Origin of the sequence: Nostoc sp., from assembly GCF_035638895.1 — a bacterium.
Classification (GTDB): domain Bacteria; phylum Cyanobacteriota; class Cyanobacteriia; order Cyanobacteriales; family Nostocaceae; genus Nostoc.
Genome location: NZ_DASQZC010000499.1, coordinates 1 through 2,166, shown reverse-complemented (window position 1 = coordinate 2,166; position 2,166 = coordinate 1). Strand labels below are relative to the sequence as shown.

Sequence of the window (2,166 nt, the reverse complement as noted above, 5' to 3'; positions counted from 1 at the left end):
TTTAGATAACTTTGATAACACTCCCAAACTGTTGCAGTTAATCTATTTGATTGCTCGTTATAGTAAGGAAAAACAGCGTTTGATTTTATCGGAAATTAGAAGTTGCTTTTCAGATAAAGGTGAGCATTTGTTTAATACTTTGTTGTCAATGTTAGGACTATCTATATTAATAAATAACCCGAACTCTCTGACAAAAGAAAATCAATACTTAAATAATATAAGTTATCAAAATTTTGAAGAATTATCTGAGAATCAACAGATTGAATTGTCTTTCGTACAACGTCCACATTTTATTCCACATCTACGAAAACAATTAAGCCTAGATTTATGGAAAAATTTAGTAAATGACTATCCATTTGCTGCTATTTTTTTGTGGCAACAAGAAGAAGTTTTTAATGGTGATGAAATTGTAAATCTAATTATTGACAAGGTTATAGAAAACCCCAAAGTTATATCTGGCTATCCAGCGATCTGGGGACAGTTTATAAAAGAAATGCCTGAGCGCGAACATGAATTGCGTAGTGCTTTATTAATAGCATCTTTAGAAATTATATGTGAAGATACATTCTTATTTAATTTTTCCCCTTTTGAGTTAAATCTGCCATTAGAAGCTCCTTTACTACCCCATATAATAAAATCTTTACTGAATTTACTTATAAGGCACAAAAATGCTTTTCGTAGTAAAGGGATTGACGAACAGCTTGAATATACTAGTAAAATAATTTCTGAAATGGTAAAGGAAGCCTCTTCTTTGAGTCAAATTTCTAAAAACTTGACTTTAGCTCCAAGTATTAGAGCAGCAGCAATGATAGCACTTCTTCTACATCCTGATGGAACTAGGGATTTTACAAGTTTAAAACAGCAAATAGTGGAATTCTACAATTCTGAAGTTGGAACTTGGTATATAAAGGCTATTACATCTTGTTTATGTCTACTTACTAAAGAAGAGGATACAGCCGCAAAATGGATTGCTAGTAATTTACTTGACGCTGCCAGAACAGATTATGAAGGTAGGCAATACCTTCAAAGGCTGTTAACTCTCTGGCGCGAGAGTTCTTCCGCACCTATTCAGAAAGCTAATGTACAAGAAAAATGGCTATCTGGAACATAAACAATTCCTATTTATTGCTTTTTACTATTTGCTTCTTTGAGGCGATCGCTCTCCTAGCTCTTACAGAATCAAGCATTGTTCTCCTACCTCTGTAGCTATTTTAAATCAGTCACATTTTGGTGCGATCGCTTTGAAAAGCATAAAAAGGCAATTTAAGATTTTAATCAAGCTCTCCTCATTTTGCAAAAATATGACAACAGATTATGAAATGACCATTCTATGTGTTTTGCTTTGCGGCAAGCTGAACATCTTCTATATCAACATTGAGGTGTTCAGCAATCTTCTCCACACTCATCCCTGTTTTTAATAATAGAGGCACGGTAAGTTTCAACATTTCAGCTTTCCGTTCTTCTCGACCTTTTTCTCGACCTTCCTCCCGACCCTCTTCTCGACCTTCGGCTTTCGCTTCCTGATAAACCCTTGTTTGTTCCAAAGTCAGTCCCAGCATAGCTTCAACTTCCTCATTCTATGTGCTTGACTGTGCGGTAATCTGGACTGTTTTTATATCAACATTGAGGTGTTGAGCAATCTGCTCCACACTCATCCCTGTTTTTAGTAACAAAGGCACGGTAAGTTTCAACATTTCAGCTTCCCGTTCTTCTCGACCTTCTTCTCGACCTTTTTCCCGACCTTCTTCCCGACCTTCTTCCCGACCTTCTTCTCGACCCTCGGCTTTCGCTTCTTGATAAACCCTTGTTTGTTCCAAGGTCAGTCCCAGCATAGCTTCACCTTCCTCATTCTATGTGTTTGACTGTGCAGCGTTATGGACATCTTTTATATCAACATTGAGGTGTTGAGCAATCTGCTCCAGATTCATCCCTGTTTTTAGTAACAAAGGCACGGTAAGTTTCAACATTTCAGCTTCTCGTTCTTCTCGACCTTCTTCTCGACCTTCCTCTCGACCTTCCTCTCGACCTTCTTCTCGACCTTCGGCTTTCGCTTCTTGATAAACCCTTGTTTGCTCTAAAGTCAGTCCTAACATTGCTTCAACTTCCTCTCTACTCAAGGTCGAAAACTTATAAACGGCGATTGTGGTTATGATATCTAGTATTTCG

The 2,166-nt window shown here is 37.3% G+C and carries 3 protein-coding genes and 1 pseudogene; 1 reads left to right on the top strand and 3 read right to left on the bottom strand.

The genetic code is table 11. The annotated features are described in order from the left end of the window. On the top strand, positions 1-1,111 hold a 1,111-nt coding region (locus tag VE944_RS24905), incomplete at its 5' end, for a hypothetical protein (RefSeq protein WP_324983414.1). 217 nt (positions 1,112-1,328) lie between these two features. Here VE944_RS24905 and VE944_RS24900 read toward each other — a convergent pair. From VE944_RS24900 to VE944_RS24890, 3 genes and pseudogenes are all read right to left on the bottom strand, one after another. Then, a pseudogene (locus VE944_RS24900) lies at positions 1,329-1,574 on the bottom strand (hypothetical protein); the annotation flags it as partial. Positions 1,575-1,577: 3 nt separating this feature from the next. Beyond that, entirely contained in the window at positions 1,578-1,832 is a 255-nt protein-coding gene (locus tag VE944_RS24895; protein ID WP_324983409.1) for a hypothetical protein, read from the bottom strand. A gap of 18 nt (positions 1,833-1,850) precedes the next feature. After that, positions 1,851-2,166 (bottom strand): DUF2887 domain-containing protein (locus VE944_RS24890; protein WP_324983407.1); only part of this gene is annotated, 316 nt, incomplete at its 5' end.

Bases quoted from the DNA above. Each gene is read 5' to 3' on its own strand.
- VE944_RS24895 (WP_324983409.1), bottom strand. From the start codon at position 1,832: ATGCTGGGACTGACCTTGGAACAAACAAGGGTTTATCAAGAAGCGAAA.